This window comes from Pseudomonas sp. HB05 (assembly GCF_016756915.1).
Taxonomy (GTDB): Bacteria; Pseudomonadota; Gammaproteobacteria; order Pseudomonadales; family Pseudomonadaceae; genus Aquipseudomonas; species Aquipseudomonas alvandae.
In genome coordinates, this window is record NZ_JAESPG010000027.1 from 1 (window position 1) to 17,656 (window position 17,656).

Genomic DNA, 17,656 nt, shown 5'->3' on the forward strand with positions numbered 1-17,656 from the left:
CAGAGTGGGTACCTCGCAACGGCTACGGCCTGATCGAGGAGGCAAAAACGGACATGGTGCGTTTCTTCATGTACTACAACCGCACTAGGCTCCACAGCTACAACAACTACCTGTCGCCAATAGCCATAGAGCAAAAAGCGGCATAAACACCGTAATCGGTGTCCGGGATTACTTGACCAGTTCAGCTTGCTCGCGATGGCGGCCTGACACTCACCGACTACTTGGAAGAAGACCACCGCACACTGCCATCCTCCCCATAAAACGTCTCGACAATCTCCTCCCCCCTCAACTGCACCTTCACATACCCATTCAACACCCGCTCCGGATACACCTCGTCTCCCGCCAATTCCGTTTCCGACCACAGCACCCGCGCATGCCCATTCAACTCGCTGGTGGTGCCATAAGGAATCGCTCCATGCCCGGCGCAGCGCGCATGCAAGCCACCTTGCGCCGCATAGCAGATGCCGTTGTGCAGATGCCCCCAATACCAGTAATCCGGCTCACGCCCCAGGGCATCACAGACCGGTTGGTAGAGCGCAGTCTTGTTGTGCCCGGAAATATCGAAGCCCTGGTGATGACTGAGGACCATGAGCTTCTTGCGCTTGGGCAGGCTCTTCATCCACTCGATCTGCTGGGTGTTGAGGGTGCCGTCCATGTACAGGTTCATGGCATCCGAGGCGTAGGCGCTGTCCAGCCCAACCACCAGCCAATCGTCGTTGTACAGCGCAAAGTAACTGGTGCCTTGCTGCACCGGGAACCGCTTGGCCAGTTCCTTGAAATAACCGTGGGCGCCGCTGTACATCTCATGGTTGGAATTGAGGGTGAACGAGCCGTGCTTGCCTTGGGGCCAGCCGACCATGTCGACGTCTTCCTGGGAGTGGGTGCCGGCGTAATACACGTCGCCCAGGTGGATGGTGAAATCGGCCAGGGCCAGTTGCATCTGGTTGGCGACGGCCACGGCGGGCGCGTGGCTGTCGAACGGCCCCGTGCCCCAGTCACCGGCGATGGCGAGCACCACGTCGTTGTCCATTTTCACCAGCGCCGGGGTCGTGGCGAACGTCGCATGGTGGCGCAAGTTTTCGATCCACTTGAGCAGCGCCTCGCTCCACAGCAGGTCCAACAGTTCCCACTTGCGACAACCCAATAACGTGCCGTCCTTGAGCACCCGGGTCGGCAGCTCGTCTTCGCTTTGCGGCAGCGGCGTGGCGTTGCCGATCTTCAGGATCGACAGGCCGTGGGCCAACTCCCACGGCACCGCCGGTTCATCGTCCGGCAGATCACCGTGGTCGATCACATGACGGGCCTGGTCGTGGCCTCGCTCCAGCAGTTTGACGATGGCCTGGAATTCCTCGGGCTCCAGGTCGTTGACGAGTTTCTTCCAGGACATTTCCAGCCGCGTGACCAACCCGTGCAGGCGGACCTTGACCTTGTCGAACTCATGTTCCCAATGGTGCAGTAATGACATGTGAACGCTCCTTCGTTTTGCCCCGGGCTACAGGGTCTTCATGAATTCGATCAGGGCCCGCTTGTCGACGTCCGACAGCTGCGTGCCATACAGGTGACCGCCGTTGTGATTGCCTTCCAGGCGGGTGTCGTATTTGAAATCCGCCGATGCCTTCATCTGCGCGCCGCTGGTGACGAAACCAACCTTCTGCGGATCGTAGATATCGGAGCCGGTATAGAACACCTGCGGACGTTGTTCCGGCGCTTGCAGCAGATCCCACAGGGTCGGCACCGAGCCGTTGTGCAGGTACGGCGCGCGCAGCCAGATACCGTCGGTGGGGGTGTTGCTGTAGCTCTGGGTCTTGCGGTAGGCGCCAAAGTCGAACGGTGGTTTCTTGAAGCCGTGGAACGCCGTGACCAGGCCGGTGGTGAAGGAATTCAGACGGTGGGGGTCGGTGCCCAACTGGTCGATGTTGGTGGTGACCTGGCCGGTGTCGCTGCGGCCGAAATCATGGCAAGCGGCGCAGTTTTGCTCCCAGATCGGTTTGCCCTGGGCGACTTTCCCTTGGTCCAGGGCGAACGGCCAGGCCGGTGCCTTGTGGCCCAGCAGCCAGTTGGTCACCCGGTTGAAACTCGGCGGCAGCACCGACTCCGGCGTCGCGCCCACGGCCATGGCCGCCGCATAGTTGCGTTCGTGGATCTTGTTGTTATTGCCGTCCCAATGCAGGTACATGGATTCGCGAGGTTTCTGGTTCCAGACCTGGGGCAGGTCCACGGTGCCGATGGTGGAGTCATCCGGGAAGCCGAACACCACCATTTTGGTCGGGTTGAAGGTGTCGGTCCGCCCTGGCCCCTGGGCCGGACGCAGTTTCTGCCAGGCGTAGGCCTGTTTCTGCTTGAGCAACGCGCTCTTGGCCATCGGGATGATCAGGTAGCGGTTGTAGAGCTTTTCAAAAAAGCCCAGCTGGAACTTGCCGTTGATTGCCGCCATCACCGCGTCGGGGGTGAATTTCGGGTCGCTGGCGCATTCGTAGGCGAACCATTGGAAGGCTTGCAGTTGCAAGGTATTGGCCGGCGCGGCGGCGACGGGCACCGCGACGTCAGTGGCATTGGCCCGGTAGGAACCGGTGTGGCACAAGGCGCAATTCGGCTCGACCGTGGGGTAGCCGAGTTGCCGCTTGGCCATGCCGATGGGCAGGTCCTTGCCGTTTTCATAGAGGAAACCGAACACCTCGTAGCCACCCGGCTTGGGCAGTTTTTCCGGGCACATCTGCGGCAGCACGGCGAACAGGTAATACGGAATTCGCGCCTCGATGCCCAGGCCGATGGCGGCGTATTTGTAATGGTCTTCGTCGGAAGCGAAGTCCGGTTGCGGCACTTCGCGGATCATCTGGTACCAGGTCTGGTAGCCGATGAAACCCAACAGCAAGACCACCACCAACGTGCCGACCTTGAACCCGTGGCTCTGCCAGCGCAGCGCCCAGCCGGCGCGCCATTCCCGCCAGCCGGCGCAGAGCAACACCAGCGGACGGTTGGCCACCGGGCTGCCGAGGTACAGCAGCCCGCCCAGGACCAGGAACATGGTCAGGTCGCCCATCAACATCGGCACGAACAGCGAGCCCTGGTTGTTGGTGTTGATCAGGTAGATCCAGAACACCACCGCCACCAGGCGCGACAGCACGCACAACCACGAATGCACCACGAAACGCGGCGCGTTGAAGCCCGAGGGCATGTAGAAAAGGCTGATCCCCACCAGCAACATGCCGGCGTTCTCCAGCCAGGGATCGGACAATACGGGTGGCAGGCCGAGCATGGACGTCAGCAAGGCCGGCGCAAACAGCGCCGGGATCGCGAAGAACATGTTCATGACGATTCCGACCCAGATGATGCGTTGGAACCAGCGGATGTAAGTGTTCATGGCATCCTTTTCCTTATTCCTGACTCACCACAAAGCCATGTGGCGAGGGAGCTTGCTCCCGCTGGGCCGCGTAGCGGCCCCCAAGACTTCAAAAGCGACGACTGCTTCGCAGCCGAGCGGGAGCAAGCTCCCTCGCCACGGAGGGCAGTCAGCTAGCCCAACGCAGTCTTCTCCAGGTGCTCAAGAATGATCGGATACACATCCACCACCGCATCCTTGCCGAACATGCAGTCGATGTGGCCGTACCCCGGTATTTCGTGGCGGCTGAACAGTTGCGGACCATGCATGTCGCACAGCCGTTCGTAGGTCTTGAGGGTGCTTTGCGGCAGGTAGCACTGGTTGTCGGCGCCGCTGATGAAGCAGATCGGTAACTTCAATCGGTCGAAATGCGGCATGTAGACGTCGTTGCCCTTGAAGTCCACCAGGTGCCCCTTGCGCACGATCAGCGCCAGGTGCTCGAAAGTCTGGATGTTCGACTCCCCGAACAATTCATGCAGGTTGTCGTGCAGGGTTTCGTTGAGGGTGTCGTGGCGGTACAGCGACGCATACATGAACGTGATGCGATGGCAGACCGGGTTGGTGCAATAGCCCTGGGCCTCGATCCGGGCATAGCCATTGAGGGCCTTGTCGTAGAGTTTGTTGAACCAGCTTTCCTTGGTGTCGGCGTAGGCGGTCATGGATTTGATGCCGATGGCATCGAGCATCCCCGGCAGGTGCAAACCGGCCTTCAGACCGGTGGCAGTGGCGACCACCGTGTCGGCGGCGATCTGCGAGCAGACCACCGAGCGCACGCCCTGCAACCCCGCGAGCATCGACATGAAGAAGGTCGTCGCACCATAGCAATGCACCACGCATTGCACGTCACGGGCCAGGGTCGCCTGTTGGATCTGTTCGATGGCGGCCTTGAAATCGTACTGGGCGACCTGGTCGCCGTTCCATTCATTTTTGCTGGCCGGCAGCAGGATGCTCACCCGCAGATCCAGCAACCAGACGTCGTATTCGTGCTTGCACAAATACTCCAGCAGGTTGGTGTGGATGGTGTCGGTGGAAAAGATATTCGAACCCACGCCCAGGCCATGGACCAGCATCACCGGGCCCTTGCTACCGGCCTGATAGCGGGTCAGGCGCAACTCGACGTTGTCCTCGGTCTGGAAGAAATGCACCACGGGGGCCGGTGCATCCAGTGGCCGTTTCAAGCGCGGTGGTGCGTCCGGGTTGAAGTAGACGTCGCCGGCGAAGACACCGCCGTAACTCTCCCACAGGATCCCGGCGAAGAACTTGCCGAACCGCGCCAGCGCCTCCACCCGCTCGCGCTCATTGCGGGCGTTGAGTACCTTCATCGTGGTCATCTGCTTGGCAAAATCGGCCGGCAGGATATGCATCACCCCGGAGCCGAGCACTGCGCCGGTCTTGTCCGGTCCGCGATAGAGCGTGACGTAGAGCGTGCTGGTGTCGTGCCAGATGTTCAGCACGCCGTTGTCCTCGGGCACGGTCTTGAAGGCGCTGAAAAAGTAGTCGCTGCCGTCTTCGGCGGTCAGCTTCATGTCGTAGTTCATATGGCGCACGCCGACCTGCTCCTGGTATTGCTCGAACAGGTTGAACACGCCGTTGCTGGCAACCAGCGGCTTGGCCGACAGCAGAGGCGCATCGAGGGTGCCCACCAGGGTCGCGGCGTGCTCCGGTTCCTTGATCAGGCGATCTAGGTCGGCGGCGGTGATGGTCAGGGTGAATTCGATCGGTGAATTATCGGCCTTGCCGCGCTTGGCCGCCGCTTCGTAAAGATTGAGGTCCGTGCCTTGGGGCTGGGTGAACGCCGTGGAGAAATACCCCTTCATGGTTTCGGTGAACTGCACGCCGAGGGTCGGCGCCGCCACCGGTTTGCGCGGGGCCGACGGCAGCGTGTAGTCGATCAGCCAGCCGCGATCCGCCGCCAGCAACCCCATGTTGCGCTCACTGACCGCCGAAATGGTCAGCAACGGGTTGACCGCCAGGGACGTCGGGATCACCGAACCGTCCGTCACGTACAGGCCTGGGTAGACGTCGGTGCCGCTGGCACCGCTGAACACCTGGCCCTTGTGGTTGACCACGCCCTGGACCGCGTCTTCGCCCATCACACAGCCGCCCAGCGGATGGACCGAGACAATGCTGTGCTTGAGCAGTTTGGTCCAGATCGGGTTCTCGACCCAGATCCCGCCCAGGGCCTTGGTGCTCTGGTGCAGCCGTTCGTTGCCGAGGGTGACGTTTTCCTGCTCGCCGACACCCGGCCAGTCGATGCGTAGCTGATCCTTGTTGTCGAGGACCATGCGGCCCTTGCCGTTGTCATGGCTCATGATCAAGTAGGTCTGCATGTTGTGCAGTGCGCCGTAATACGGCCCGCGCAGAAAGCTCTCGGCCTCGCGGCCCTTGTACTTGAGGCTGGCACCGAAGCCAGTGTCGGTCGGCACGCCGATCATTTCAGCGAACGTCGCCATGCTCGGCACCATGGCCCGGCCTAGGGCTCCGGGGATCGAGCCCTCCTCGATCACCATCCGGCTGCGCCAGTCACCCTCGGTGCGCATGTCGATCACCGACGTGATGCACGGCCCCACCGGCTCGAGTTCCTTGGCCGAATGGGCGCCAAAGCCGATGCCGTTGATGACCTGGTCGCAGTTGTGGCCGAAGCCGAGGATGTCACCGTTGCCGCTCATGTTCTCGCCCAACTGGGCGGACATCGACAAGCCCTTGTCCCTCGAGCGCAGCATGATTTCGGTGGAGCCCAAGGTGCCGGCGGACACCACCACGATGTCTGCGCGGACAAAAAGCGTCGGCGCCGAAAACATCTCGCGACCGCTGTCCAGGTACTGGAAATGCACGATCCAACCATCGCCGTCGCGCTCCAGGTGCCGCACCTCGGCCTGGCAGAAAATCTCCGCGCCGTGGTTCCAGGCGTCCGGCAGGTAGTTCATCAGCGTGGTGTTCTTGGCCTTGTTGTTACAGCCCGAGACGCAGTCGCCACAGCCGTTGCACGGCAGTTGTTCGACGCCGACGTGGTTGAGGTTGTTGGGCAGCTTGTCGAAGGTCACGTTGATCGGCGGCTTGTAGAAATGCGCGCCCTGCTTGAGGTAATCCGCCGATTTCTTGTGGGCGTCGAGCTTGGGCAGGTTCGGCGAGGACGCCGGATAGGGATTGGGCTTGAGCATCTCCCGGGCCCGCGCATAGCCGTCCTTGAGCAGCGTGTCGCTGTGCTCGCGCATCGCCAGCGGCCAACGCGGGTCCTCGAAGACCCCGGGTTCGGCTTCCAACGCGACGTTGGCATTGATCAGCGATGTGCCGCCCAGGCCACAACCGACCACCACGTTCTGCTGGGCGTTGACGTGCAGGTCGAACAACCCGGTGCGCGAACCGATGTGACCGTCCGGATCATGCACCTGCAACTCCTCGGTGGCGGCGAGCAACGTGTTGGGGTACTCACCGGGCTGGATCTCCCGGCCCCGCTCCAGTAGACAGACCGTGCGCCCGGCCCGGGACAAGCGCGACGCGGCGATGCCGCCGCCGTAGCCGGAACCAATGACGATAACGTCGTAGTGTTCCTTTATTTCACTGATGGGGGTCGAGATCCGTGTCATGTTCAAGTCCTCTCAGGCAGAAGGGGCAACTCTGCGGTTGCCTGCAAATCCACAGGCGCACAAGCGCCTGGCCGCTATCCCGTATGGGTTGGAGCGGCAGTCAACGGTGTCGGTGGGAAAAGCTCAGGTGTTATAGGCGCGCACGCTGATTGGCTGCGCGACGATGAACACGTCTAGGCAGCGCGGTGGGAGGCGTCGGGATGCACGTCGGGGCTGAAGCGAGTAACGGGGTGGGGGCCTTGCTATCCATCGTGCGTTCTCCCTGAACCAGATATGGATAAAGTCGCGCTGTCCTTGTGCCCTGAGTGAAGACAGGCGACACCTGTACGTCAAGGCAGTTCCTTAGAACTGTATGAAATTTGATCTATCGCGTTTGGCGCTAAGCCCGCCGTGGCTTACAGGGTTCCGCGAACAAGTTATCCACATGGACACCCACAGCAAATGGGGACAACCAGGCTCGCGTCAGAAATTTTTAGAGCGCCGATGTGAATAAAATCCGTGACTTATCCGTCGGCAACGGTTTCCTGACGGATTGACTGTTTTTTGATCAGACCGCTGAGAAGCCTGAATATCAAGGGCTACAGAGCAGAGCGAACACCTTATCCACAGAAGCGCCAACAGTGTTTGGGGGTAAATTTGACGGTTCTGTGGAAAACCTATCGAACGCCTTCCAAATCGGTGTTTTCCGGACGTTTTCAAGAGGCCGGGGTGAATTTGGCTATTATTTAACCAACACCTTGCAGGCACCGTAGCGCTTGGCTTGCAGCGGAGAGCGAACATCTTATCCACAGAAGCGCCAACAGAGATTGGGGGCAAGTTTTCCTCGCACCGGGGGTTTATTCACAGAGAAAAGCCAATAAAAACCGATGGTTAGGTTGGCTATTATTTAATCGATAGGCTGGAGAGCCTGATTGGCATGGGCCGTAGCGAGGGGCGAACAGGTTATCCACAGAGGGACGCACAGGGATTGTGAGTAACGCTTAATGGGTTAGCACAACATACAGGCGCACCGCCAATCCCCTGTGGGAGCGAGCTTGCTCGCGATTGCATTCTGCCAGCCATATAATTTTGACTGACCCACCGCTATCGCGAGCAAGCTCGCTCCCACAGGGATTGGCGGTGATTCGGGTTCAGCGAACCACCCCTTCTTCCACCAACAGCTTGAGAATCGCCTCGGCCCCCGCCTCCGGGCTCACGCCCTTGAGCACTTGCCCGCCTCCGCCGCTGGCCTTGGCCGTGGCGGCTTTCATGCGGTCGGCACCGCTCTTGGCCTTGATCACTTTCAGACGCTTGGGTCGTGGCTTGGCCGGCTGCAGGGTCGCCACCGCCAGCAACGCATCGTCGATGATCTCGACTTCCTCAGCGTGCAACGCCCCACGCCGCGCCGGGCCGTAGGCGCTTTGCCGAGGTTTGGGCGCAGCGTTATCCACAGTGGCGAGAAATGGCAGGCGCACCTTGAGCCGTCGCCGCTGGCCACGGGGCAAGGCTTGCAACACCAGGGCCGCGCCGTTTTCGATGGATTCGACCTGAGCCAACCCCACCACCAGCGGCCAACCGAGACTCTCGGCCAGCAGGAACGGCAGCATGCCCGAGCCTTCGCCGGTTTCCGCCTGGCTCCCGGTCAGCACCACTTGGGCGCCAGCGTCACGCAGATAGTCGGTCAGAGCCGGCAACGCATCGGCCCCGTTCGGGTTTTCCAACACGTGCAGTTCATCCAGCCCCATGCCCAGGTAAGCGCGCAGGGCCGGTTCGGCCACATCGCCGGCGTGCAGCACTTGCAGGTCATTGCCGGCCAATTGCAGGCCCAGCTCCACGGCGCGGGCGTCTTGCTCGGCGCGCCGGGGTCGACCAGAGGTCGGGTGGGCGCCGATGGAGACGAGGCTGATCACTTGGGTACTCATGAACGTTTCCTTAGCTTAAGCCGCATCGCGCCTGGCTTCGTTGCGGTAAGCCTCTACCGCCGCGATCAGGGCCTGGAGAATCGCCGCGCTGTCACCAATCACCGACAGGTCCGCACGCTTGATCATGTCGCAGCCCGGATCGAGGTTGATCGCCACCACCTTGTCGCAGGCACCGATACCTTGCAGGTGCTGGATCGCCCCGGAGATCCCCACGGCTACATAAACCCGTGCCGTGACCCAGGTACCGGACGCACCGACCTGGCGATCGCGAGCCATGAAACCGTCGTCCACCGCCACCCGCGAAGCGCCTTCGGTAGCGCCCAAGGCCGCCGCCGTCCTGTGGAAAAGTGCCCAGTCCTTGACGCCATTGCCGCCGGAGAAAATGAATTCGGCCTCGGCCATCGGAATCGCGCCGGGGTCCACCGCCACCGCGCCGAGGTCTTCGATGCGTGATAAGCTGCGGGCCACGCTTGTGGATAACTCCACCGGCAAGGCTTCGTGACGGGTTTCGCTGACCGGCTCGGCGCATTCGGCAGCGGCCAGGATCAACCGCGCCAACGGCCGTGCGAGGTCTTGCAGCCCCGCACCGGCGCGGCCGATGCACGCCTCGCCCTTGACCTGCCAGACCCGTGTGGCCGGGCGTTCGCCCAAGGCCGCGGCGAAGCGTCGACCCAGTTCACCGCCGCCGCTGCGACTGTCAGGCAGCAGCCAATGACGCGGATTGAACTGGTTATCCACAGCCCGCAGGCCTTGCACCCGTTGTTCCGGTGCATAACCGCTGAATTCTTCGCCCTCGAGCACCAGCAAACGGTCCACGCCTGCGGTGGCGAAGGCACTTTCCTTGTGCTCGCCGAACACCACGGCCAGCACCGCGCCGTCGCTGCCGGCCAGCTGATGGGCCAGGCCCAGCAGGTCACGGTCATGACTGCTCAGGCGGCCACCGACCATGTCCGGCACGACGCTGATATAAAACGCCGGTTGCACGACTTGATGCAGCGGCAGTTGCACTTCAACGGCAGCGGTGCGTTTGCTCGCACCACCCTGCTGGGCGCCGCTGCGGTCAATGCGCTTGATGCCGTTGGGGCCGATGAAACCGACACCGTGCACATTCTTGCGAATGACGCCGTTGGGCCCCATCCAGCTGTGCTGCACCGGTTGCATGGCCGCGTGCAGCGGGTGCAGGCGGTTGCGGGCGATCCACTCGGCGCGAGGGTCGCGGCGGATAATGTCGCTCATTAATGCACCTCCGCGGGTTCACGTTTGGCCGGCGCCACAGGCTTGTTCGGGGCCGCGTCTTCAAGCAGCGCGTCGGCCACCAGTTCGGCAATGTCCTTGATCATCGGCCGTGGTTCGACCACGCCTTCGAGCATCGCGGTGCACTGTGGACAACCCACCGCCACCAGCTCGGCGCCGGTTTCGCGGATGTCGTCCATGCGCATGTCCGGGATGCGCTGCTTGCCCGGGATGTCCGTGATCGGCGCGCCGCCGCCACCGCCGCAGCAACGCGAACGGAAACCGGAACGCTGCATTTCCTTGACCTCGATGCCCAGCGCACGCAGCACTTGGCGCGGCGCCTCGTATTCGCCGTTGTAGCGGCCCAGGTAGCACGGGTCGTGATAGGTCACGCTGTCGCCCTTGTGCTGGCCAAGGTTCAGCGCGCCGGCGTCGATGATTTCCGCCAGGTAGGTGCTGTGGTGCTGCACCAGGTAGTTGCCATCGAAGGCGCCGTATTCGTTTTTCAGCACGTGGAAGCTGTGGGGGTCGCAGGTGACGATGCGGTTGAAGCTGTATTTGGCCAGGGTCTGGATGTTGCGCTTGGCCAACAGCTGGAACGTCGCTTCATCGCCCAGGCGCCGGGCCACGTCGCCACTGTCGCGTTCTTCGAGGCCGAGCACGGCGAAGTCGATTTTCGCCGCCTTCAGGACTTTGACGAACGCCCGCAGGGTGCGCTGGTTGCGCATGTCGAAAGCGCCGTCGCCGACCCAGAACAGCACGTCGGTGGATTTCTTCTCGCTGAGCAGGTTCAGGTTCAGGTCCGCCGACCAGTTCATCCGCCCACCCGGGGCGAAGCCGCCAGGGTTGTCGGTGGCGATGAGGTTTTCCAACACCTCGGCGCCCTTGTTCGGCGTCGCGCCTTTTTCCAGGGTCAGGTGGCGGCGCATGTCGACGATGGCGTCGACGTGCTCGATCATCATCGGGCATTCCTCAACGCACGCTCGGCAGGTGGTGCAGGACCACAGGGTCTCGGCGTCCACCAGGCCGTTGACGATCGGCTGGTGCGGATTACCGCTGTGCTCGCCCACCGGTTTACCCGGATACGGACTGCCGGCGAATTTCGCATCGGTGCCGCCGGCCAGGCCGACGACCATGTCCTGGATGAGTTTTTTCGGGTTCAACGGTTGGCCGGCGGCGAACGCCGGGCAGGCTGCTTCGCACTTGCCGCACTGCACGCAAGCGTCGAAGCCGAGCAATTGGTTCCAGGTGAAATCCTTGGGTTTTTCCACACCCAGCGGTGCGGCGGGGTCGTTCAGGTCCAGCGGCTTCAAGCCCGTGGAGCGGCCACCACCAAAGCGTTCGGCGCGGCGGTGCCAGGCCAGGTGCAGCGCACCAGCGAAAGCATGTTTCATCGGCCCGCCCCAGGTCATGCCGAAGAACAGCTCCGACACGCCCCACAACACGCCGACACCCAGGATCGCCGCCACCAGCCAGCCACCGAAGTTTTCCGGAAGGATGCCCGCCACCGGCAGGGTCACCAGGAAGAACGACGCCGAGAAGGCCAGCAGGCTTTTCGGCAGGCGCATCCACGGGCCTTTCGATAAACGCGCTGGCGGGTTGCGCCGCCGCAGGTACATGAAGATCGCCCCCACGAACATCACCGCCGACATCAGCAGCAACGCATGGCCGAGGATACGGTTGTGCAGGCCAAAACCGTGGACGAGGATCGCCAACACAATCGATGCCACCGCACCACCCGCCGTGGCGACGTGGGTGTTGGCAATGTACTTGTCCCGCGCCACCACGTGGTGCAGATCCACCATGTAGCGCTTGGGCATGGCAAAGAGACCGCCGATCAGATCGACTTTCGACGGTCGTCCCCGGCGCCACATGTTCACCCGCCGCAGGGCGCCGAGGGCCGCGAGGCCCAGGGCTGCGAACAGCAGGATTGGAAGAAGGGTGTTCAACATAGGTGTTGCTCCCAAAGACCTCAGGGTCTTGCAGGTCGAGATGCCTTACTCGGTCACTGTGGGAGCGAGCTTGCTCGCGATTGCATTCTGTCAGTCACATTTGCATTGACTGACCCACCGCTTTCGCGAGCAAGCCCGCTCCCACAGGAGTTTGGTGCAAGCCGTTAGAAATCCTTGCACAACCGCAGGGCGTCGTAGATGGCGGCGTGGGTATTACGCTGGGCCACGCAATCGCCGATGCGGAACAGCAGGTAGCCATCGCCGCTCTGCTCCAGGCACGGCTGGGGCTTGATCGCGAACAGGGCTTCGACGTCGATCTGGCCCTTGTTGCGCGAACCTTCCTTGAGCGCGTAGTAGATTTCTTCGTCCGGCCGCACGCCGTTTTCCACCACAACCTGGTCCACCACACGCTCTTCCTTGGCGCCGGTGTATTCGTTCTCCAGCACCGCCACCAGCTTGTCGCCTTCGCGGTAGACCTTCTCCAGCATCATGTCCCCGGTCATGATCACTTCCTTGGGGTACATGCTGCGGTAGTAGGTCGGGAACGAAGTCCCGCCAATCGCCACGCCCGGTTTGATGTCGTCAGTGACGATTTCCACCTGGCTACCCTTGTCGGCGAGGAAGTCGGCCACCGACATGCCGGTGAATTCGCAGATGGTGTCGTAGACCAGCACGTTCTTGCCTGGCGCGACCTTGCCGTCGAGCACGTCCCAACTGCTGACCACCAGCCCTTCGGCGGCGCCCCAGTGTTCGTTCTGCTCCAGGTTCGGATGCCCACCGACGGCCAGCACCACCACGTCCGGACGCAGGTCCATGATGGTCGGCGCGTCAGCCGCCACGCCCAGGCGCAGGTCGACTTTCAGCCGCGCCAGTTCCAGCTGGAACCAGCGGGTGATACCGGCGATCTGGTCCCGTTGCGGGGCTTTCGAGGCGGTGGTGATCTGCCCGCCGATGAATTCCTTCTTCTCGAACAGGGTCACGTCGTGGCCACGTTCGGCGGCCACACGCGCGGCTTCCATCCCAGCCGGGCCGGCACCGACCACCACGACTTTGCGCTTGGGCCCGGTGGATTTCTCGATGATGTGCGGCACGCCCATGTATTCACGGGATGTCGCGGCGTTCTGGATGCACAGCACGTCCAGCCCTTGGTACTGGCGGTCGATGCAGTAGTTGGCGCCGACGCACTGCTTGATCTGGTCGATCTGGCCCATCTTGATCTTGGCGATCAGGTGCGGGTCGGCGATGTGGGCGCGGGTCATGCCGACCATGTCGACGTAACCACCCTCCAGGATCCGCGTGGCCTGGTTCGGGTCCTTGATGTTCTGCGCGTGCAGCACCGGGACCTTGACCACTTCCTTGATACCGGCGGCCAGGTGCAGGAACGGCTCCGGTGGATAACTCATGTTCGGGATGACGTTGGCCAGGGTGTTGTGGGTGTCGCAACCCGAACCCACCACACCGATGAAATCGAGCATGCCGGTGTCATCGTAATACTTGGCGATCTGCTTCATGTCCTCGTGGGACAAGCCGTCCGGGTGGAACTCGTCACCGCACAGACGCATGCCCACGCAGAAATCATCGCCCACTTCGGCGCGCACGGCCTTCAACACTTCCAGGCCGAACTTCATGCGGCCTTCGAAGCTGCCGCCCCATTCGTCGGTCCGCTTGTTGACCCGCGGGCTCCAGAACTGGTCGATCATGTGCTGGTGCACGGCCGACAGCTCGACGCCGTCCAGGCCGCCGGCCTTCGCGCGTCGCGCCGCCTGGGCGTAGTTGCCGATCACCCGCCAGATTTCTTCCGGCTCGATGGTCTTGCAAGTCGCACGGTGCACCGGCTCACGCACGCCGGACGGCGACATCAGGGTCGGCCAGTTGAAGCCGTCCCAGCGCGAGCGACGACCCATGTGGGTAATCTGGATCATGATCTTGGCGCCATGCTTGTGCATGGCGTCGGCCAGGTTCTGGAAGTGCGGGATGATGCGGTCGGTGGACAGGTTCACCGAGCTCCACCATTCCTGCGGGCTGTCGATGGCGACCACCGACGAGCCGCCGCAGATCGCCAGGCCGATGCCGCCCTTGGCCTTCTCTTCGTAATACTTCACGTACCGGTCGGTGGTCATCCCGCCGTCGGTGGCGTAGACCTCGGCGTGCGCGGTGCTGAGCACGCGGTTGCGGATGGTCAGCTTGCCGATCTGGATCGGCTGGAACATTGCTTCAAAAGCCATGGCGCGATCCTCGACTTACAACGGCTTGACGATGAACAGGCCGTCGTCGTGGCCTTCTTCGGAACCGCCGTAGACCTGCTCGGCCACGGTGCGGATCGAACTGCCGCGCGCGGCCAGGATCTGGTCCATGGCACCGGCGAACCAGCCGGTGAACATGTAGTCGACCTTGCGCCCGACCTTGCCGTACACATAGACGAACGCCGAGTGCTCGAGCTTGACGCTGGCGGTGCCTTTGTCCAGGTCGATGTCCTGGATCTTGAACAGGCCCCAGCCACGCTGGGACAGGCGCTTCATGTAGTGCTCGAACACCGCGACGCCTTCCAGGCCGTGGCATTCGGCTTCTTTTTCACACCAGTGCCAGGCGGATTTGTAGCCGGCCTTGTAGAGAATCTCGGCGTAGGCGTCGGCGCCCAGCACTTCCTCGATGCCCATGTGGTTGTTGACGAAGAAGTGACGCGGTACGTACAGCATCGGCAGGGCGTCGGAGGTCCAGACACCGGTTTCGCTGTCGACTTCGATAGGCAGTTGCGGGGCGATCTTGGCCATGAAAACTTGACTCCGGAAATTCGTGATGTGCCTGCGGCGCGAGTGGCCGCAGGTAAAGGATTCAGCGACGCAGCGGGTTATTCGCCCCAGACGTCTTTTAGGACGTTCACCCAGTTTTCACCCATGATCTTGCGCACCACCCGCTCAGGATGGCCGCGCTTGAGCAGCGTCTCGGTAAGGTTCGGGAACTCGCCCACGGTGCGGATGCCCAGGGGGTTGATGATCTTGCCGAAGCTGGTCAGACGACGGGCGTAGCCCTTGTCGTGGGTCAGCATTTCGAAGAAGTCCTGGCCGTGGCCCTGGGTGAAGTCGGTGCCGATGCCGATGGCGTCCTCGCCGACAATGTTCATGGTGTATTCGATGGCTTCGGCGTAGTCGTCGATGGTCGAATCGATGCCCTTGGCCAGGAACGGCGCGAACATGGTCACGCCGACGAAACCGCCGTGGTCGGCAATGAACTTCAGCTCTTCATCGGATTTGTTGCGCGGGTGCTCCTTCAGGCCGGACGGCAGGCAGTGGGAGTAGCAGACCGGTTTCTTCGATTCGAGGATGACTTCTTCGGAGGTCTTGGAACCGACGTGGGACAGGTCGCACATGATGCCGACGCGGTTCATCTCGGCGACGATTTCGCGGCCGAAGCCCGACAGGCCGCCGTCGCGCTCGTAGCAACCGGTGCCCACCAGGTTCTGGGTGTTGTAGCACATCTGCACCACACCCACGCCGAGCTGCTTGAAGATCTCGACGTAGCCGAGCTGGTCTTCGAAGGCGTGGGCGTTCTGGAAGCCGAAGATGATGCCGGTCTTGCCCTGCTCCTTGGCACGACGGATATCAGCGGTGGTTTTCACCGGGATCACCAGGTCGCTGTTCTCGCGGATCAGTTTCTGGCTGGCAACGATGTTATTGATGGTGGCCTGGAAACCTTCCCACACCGACACGGTGCAGTTGGCTGCGGTCAGGCCGCCCTTGCGCATGTCTTCGAACAGGTCGCGGTTCCACTTGGCAATGATCAGCCCGTCGATAACGATGCTGTCGGCGTGCAATTCGGCTGGGCTCATCAGGCAGTCCCCTTGTTGGCGATTCATGCGCCGAATCGTGTGCCGGCGCTTTGGGGCCAGCATATGCCGGAGGGCGGTGGCGACCGGGTGCAAAAACGACAGGGGAATTGCCGAAAGCGTCAATCCGCGACAATGGGGTGCGACAGGTCCCCTCCGACCATCTGTTATTTACCCGGCGCTTGCGCCAGAATCCGCGTCACCACTGGCTTTCACTGGATTTGAGCGACAACCCGATGAAATCGATTCTTCTTGCCCTGGCATTGATCAGCACCGTCGCCCATGCGACCGAAGACACCGAGCCCAACCCCTGCGACGAAGTTGAAAACGACGTCCAGACCCTGGCCTGCTCGGCGTATGGAAAAAAGGCTGCCGAGCAGTTGCTCAACGAAAACCTGCAAAGCCTCAACGAGCGGCTGCAGACCCGCTACGCCAGCGACAAGGCCCAGCTCAACGACATCACCGCCAAGATCAAGGCCGCCCAGCAACTCTGGCAAAAACAGCGCGAAGCCGACTGCGCCATCGCCGCCTTCCCGGCCAAGCCCGGCAGCGACGCCTACAAAATCGCCGAAAACGACTGCATGGCCCAGGTGAGCGATGACCGGTCGGAATTCTTGGAGTCGATTGGGCAGGAGTGAGCGCGGACGCTGGAGCAATATTCAGACATGGTCTACGCATTGGTTCAGAAGCAGATATAAGTCAGGATTCGCAAATCTTATAAAAGACTTATATCCTTCATGAACACTATCCACTGGACCAGGAAGGCCGTTAAACAACTTCTGAAGTTGCACTCAGGCCGGCAGGTACAGGTTCGGGACGCCGTGTCGGCACTCGCCCAGATGCCTGAGGTGGTAAACGTAAAAGCGCTTGTCGGCCATGAATACGCTTACCGTCTAAGGGTTGGTAACTATCGAGTCATGTTCGATTGGGACGGGGCGATCAAGGTCGTCAGCATTCAAGAGGTCAAGAAACGCGATGAACGTACCTACTGACATCCAGATCATCAACGACGCAGACGGAAATCCGGCATTCGTGGTCATTCCGTATGCGCAGTACGTTGCGCAAAAGCTGGAGCCCGACCTGATCCCGCATGAGGTTGTCAGCCGTATCGTCGACGGTGCCACGCCAATACGCGCCTGGCGTGAACATTTGAACCTGACTCAGGACGAAGTCGCCAGGCGCCTGGGGATTTCTCAGCCGGCGTTTGCCCAGCAAGAATCCGTCTCCAAGCCTCGCCGAACCACCCGCGAAAAAATCGCTGCGGCCTTTGGCATCCATGCTGAACAGTTGGAGCTATAAGAGCTGCGCGCCTCCATCCAGCAAAGGAATTCACATGAAAACGTGCGGCATCGAAATCAAAGGCAGCGAAGCGATCATCGCCGTTGCCTCGCTGGACCAGCAGGCGTTGAGCCACGTCGCATTGAACATCAAGAAGATCGCTCTGGACGATGACGATCAAGCCGCGAACGTCAAGGCCTTCGCCGCCCAGGTACGGGCGTTCGTGACGGACAATGGCATCGAGCGCATCGCCATCAAGAAGCGCAGCAAGAAAGGCGAGTTCGCCGGTGGGCCGACCACGTTCAAGATCGAAGGGGTGTTCCAGTTGCTGGAAGGTTGCGAGGTGACGCTGCTGTCGCCACAGACCATCAACGCCCAGAGCAAGAAACATGATTTCGCCCTGCCGGCGACGCTGAACAAATATCAGCACGAGGCCTATAAAGCAGCCTGCTCGGCGCTGATGAAGAAATAATCTCCTAAGACAAACACCGTACCTGTGGCGA

13 protein-coding genes are annotated in these 17,656 nt (G+C 61.7%); 4 read left to right on the plus strand and 9 right to left on the minus strand.

The window, feature by feature from the left end; genetic code table 11:
- Positions 1 to 217 precede the first annotated feature (217 nt).
- From JMN22_RS21235 to JMN22_RS21275, 9 genes are all read right to left on the minus strand, one after another.
- Entirely contained in the window at positions 218 to 1,465 is a 1,248-nt protein-coding gene (locus JMN22_RS21235; protein WP_198796834.1) for a metallophosphoesterase, read from the minus strand.
- A 27-nt stretch (positions 1,466 to 1,492) separates the two neighbouring features.
- Complete coding sequence (locus JMN22_RS21240; RefSeq protein WP_198796835.1) at positions 1,493 to 3,361, minus strand: hypothetical protein; 1,869 nt, start codon at positions 3,359 to 3,361, stop codon at positions 1,493 to 1,495.
- Positions 3,362 to 3,513: 152 nt separating this feature from the next.
- A complete protein-coding gene (locus tag JMN22_RS21245) occupies positions 3,514 to 6,966 on the minus strand; it encodes a GMC oxidoreductase (RefSeq protein WP_198796836.1) in 3,453 nt (1,150 codons plus the stop codon).
- A gap of 1,130 nt (positions 6,967 to 8,096) precedes the next feature.
- On the minus strand, positions 8,097 to 8,867 hold the full coding sequence (gene etfB / locus JMN22_RS21250) for an electron transfer flavoprotein subunit beta (RefSeq protein WP_030139312.1): 771 nt from the start codon (positions 8,865 to 8,867) through the stop codon (positions 8,097 to 8,099).
- Positions 8,868 to 8,882: 15 nt separating this feature from the next.
- Positions 8,883 to 10,103, minus strand: a complete 1,221-nt coding sequence (gene etfA / locus JMN22_RS21255; protein WP_198796837.1) for an electron transfer flavoprotein subunit alpha — start codon at positions 10,101 to 10,103, stop codon at positions 8,883 to 8,885.
- Positions 10,103 to 12,052, minus strand: a complete 1,950-nt coding sequence (gene dgcB, locus JMN22_RS21260) for a dimethylglycine demethylation protein DgcB (RefSeq protein ID WP_198796838.1) — start codon at positions 12,050 to 12,052, stop codon at positions 10,103 to 10,105. The genes etfA and dgcB overlap by 1 nt, the downstream gene beginning before the upstream one ends.
- Before the next feature lie 164 nt (positions 12,053 to 12,216).
- Positions 12,217 to 14,277: a dimethylglycine demethylation protein DgcA gene (dgcA, locus tag JMN22_RS21265; protein ID WP_030139309.1), complete on the minus strand. Its 2,061-nt coding sequence runs from the start codon at positions 14,275 to 14,277 to the stop codon at positions 12,217 to 12,219.
- 15 nt (positions 14,278 to 14,292) lie between these two features.
- Complete coding sequence (locus tag JMN22_RS21270) at positions 14,293 to 14,823, minus strand: DUF5943 domain-containing protein (RefSeq protein ID WP_030139308.1); 531 nt, start codon at positions 14,821 to 14,823, stop codon at positions 14,293 to 14,295.
- A gap of 77 nt (positions 14,824 to 14,900) precedes the next feature.
- The gene (locus JMN22_RS21275; protein WP_030139307.1) at positions 14,901 to 15,878 is read right to left on the minus strand and encodes a dipeptidase; all 978 of its coding nucleotides are present in this window, start codon (positions 15,876 to 15,878) and stop codon (positions 14,901 to 14,903) included.
- A gap of 233 nt (positions 15,879 to 16,111) precedes the next feature.
- Between JMN22_RS21275 and JMN22_RS21280 the strand changes: the two genes are divergently transcribed.
- From JMN22_RS21280 to JMN22_RS21295, 4 genes are all read left to right on the plus strand, one after another.
- Complete coding sequence (locus tag JMN22_RS21280; protein WP_030139306.1) at positions 16,112 to 16,513, plus strand: lysozyme inhibitor LprI family protein; 402 nt, start codon at positions 16,112 to 16,114, stop codon at positions 16,511 to 16,513.
- Between the two features lie 99 nt (positions 16,514 to 16,612).
- On the plus strand, positions 16,613 to 16,867 hold the full coding sequence (locus JMN22_RS21285; RefSeq protein WP_198796839.1) for a type II toxin-antitoxin system RelE family toxin: 255 nt from the start codon (positions 16,613 to 16,615) through the stop codon (positions 16,865 to 16,867).
- Positions 16,851 to 17,174 carry a helix-turn-helix domain-containing protein gene (locus tag JMN22_RS21290; protein ID WP_198796840.1) on the plus strand — a complete coding sequence of 108 codons (324 nt, stop codon included), beginning with the start codon at positions 16,851 to 16,853 and terminating at the stop codon, positions 17,172 to 17,174. Before JMN22_RS21285 ends, JMN22_RS21290 begins: the two co-directional genes overlap by 17 nt.
- A 34-nt stretch (positions 17,175 to 17,208) precedes the next feature.
- The gene (locus tag JMN22_RS21295) at positions 17,209 to 17,625 is read left to right on the plus strand and encodes a DUF3010 family protein (protein ID WP_198796841.1); all 417 of its coding nucleotides are present in this window, start codon (positions 17,209 to 17,211) and stop codon (positions 17,623 to 17,625) included.
- Positions 17,626 to 17,656 lie beyond the last annotated feature (31 nt).